This window comes from Mycobacterium sp. P2_H7, from assembly GCF_056403275.1.
Map to the genome: position 1 here is coordinate 1 of NZ_JBFUFU010000039.1, position 2,444 is coordinate 2,444.

At 65.2% G+C, this 2,444-nt stretch carries 1 protein-coding gene; it reads left to right on the forward strand.

The window, feature by feature from the left end; all coding sequences use genetic code 11:
- The coding region (locus AC1DY7_RS31215; RefSeq protein ID WP_477497632.1) for an Ig-like domain-containing protein at window positions 1-2,444 on the forward strand (2,444 nt) is incomplete at both ends.

Here is a 2,444-nt window from a genome sequence, read left to right on the forward strand (position 1 = left end):
ACATTCACCTACACCCCGAGCGCCGCCGCACAAGGTCTCGATGACGGCGAAACCTTCACCGACACCTTCAGTTACACGGTCCTCGACGGCAACGGTGGTTTCGACACCGCCACCGTGACCATCACCATCAACGGCGCCAACGACGCACCCGTCGCSGTCGATGACGCGTTCACCACCAACGAAGACACCCCGCTGACCGGCGACCCCAACTTCTACCTCGCCGGCAACGACACCGACGTCGACCTCGAAAACCTCACCGCAGTCTCCTTCACCCAACCCACCAACGGCGGCACCGTCGTAGCCAACCCCGACGGCACCTGGACCTACACCCCCGGCACCAACGCCCAAACACTGGGCGCCGGAGACACTCTCACCGACACCTTCACCTACGAAGTATCCGACGGCACCGCCACCGACACCGGCCTGGTCACCATCACCGTCACCGGCATCAACGACGCACCCAACGCCGTCAACGACCTCGCCAACACCGACGAAGACACCGCCACCACCGGCAACGTCCTCACCAACGACACCGACATCGACGGCGGCCCYCTCCAAGTCACCACCACCACCCCGATGAACGGCACCTACGGCACCGTCACCATCAATCCCGACGGCAGCTACACCTACACCCCCTACAACGGCAGCGCACCCGGCCAAGGCACCACAGTCGGAGCCACCGGCGGCACCATCACCCTCAACGACCCCAGCCAGGTCACGCAGGGCGACAACACATTCGGCGGCCACGACTACGTCGCCGTAGTGTTCACCCCCAGCGCAACGGGCACATACGAATTCGGCCAGACGGGCGCACTGGTCGACACCATGATCTACGTGTTCGGCGGCGCAACCTTCGACCCGTCCGCACCTGGCACCCTGCTCGACTTCAACGATGACAGCGGCACCGCAGATACCTGCGGCACTCAGGGCTTCTGCCCGCGAGTCGACCCCACCCTCACGGCCGGCCAACCCGTCACCATCGTCATCACCACATACAGCGCAGGCGCGGTGCTCGGGCTCCCGCAAAACCTCTACACCAACGGTCCCGGGACCTTCGCCGGATCCGCTGCGGGCGCCGACGCTCTGGCCGAAGGCGAAACCGGCACCGACACCTTCACGTACGAGGTTTCCGACGGCAACGGCGGCACCGACACCGCCACCCTCAGCGTCACCATCACCGGCACCAACGACGCACCCGTCGCGGCCGATGACCTCAACGCCACCGACGAAGAAACCCCGGTCACAGGCAACGTGCTGACCAACGACACCGACATCGACAACGGCGATGTCCTGACAGTCACCACCACCACCCCGATGACCGGCAACTACGGCACCGTCACCATCGGAACCGACGGCTCCTACACCTACACCCCCGGCCCGAACGCCCAAACACTCGCCGCGGGCGAAACAGCCACCGACACCTTCACTTACACAGTGACGGACACCCACGGCGCTTTCGACAACGCCACCCTGGCCGTCACCGTCACCGGCCTCAATGACGCGCCAGTCGCCGTCGACGATGCGTTCTCCGTCGGTGAAGACGGTGCCCTGACCGGCGACCCGAACGTCTACCTCGCCGCCAACGACACCGACATCGACGGCGACACCCTGACCGCTGTGTCGTTCACCCAACCCACCAACGGCGGGTCCGTTGTGGACAACGGGGACGGCACCTGGACCTACACCCCCGGCGCCAACGCCCAAGCCCTCGGCAACGGCGACTCACTGCAAGACACCTTCACCTACACCGTCACCGACGGCAACGGTGGCAGTGACATCGGCACCGTGACCATTACCGTCACCGGGGCCAACGACACACCGGTGGCCGGCGAGGACACCGCCACCACCAATGAAGACTCCGCGGTGAACGTCAACGTGCTCGCCAACGACAGTGACATCGACGGCGACACCTTGACAGTGGTGAGCTTCACCCAGCCCGACAACGGCGGCGCCGTCATCGACAACGGCGACGGCACCTTCACCTACACCCCCGGCGCCAACGCCCAAGCCCTCGGTGCGGGTGCATCATTGGACGACACCTTCACCTACACCGTCTCCGACGGCAACGGCGGGAACGCCACCGGAACCGTCACCATCACCGTCACCGGCTCCAACGACGCACCCGTCGCCGTCGACGATGCCTTCAGCACCGGGGAGGACTCCCCGCCGCTGACGTTCAACCTCACCAACCTGTTGAACAACGACACCGATGCCGAAAACGACCCGCTCACACCGTTCGTCGGCTCACTCACCCAGCCGGCACACGGATCGCTGGTCTTCGATTCGGGCACAGGCACATTCACCTACACCCCGAGCGCCGCCGCACAAGGTCTCGATGACGGCGAAACCTTCACCGACACCTTCAGTTACACGGTCCTCGACGGCAACGGTGGTTTCGACACCGCCACCGTGACCATCACCATCAACGGCGCCAACGACGCACC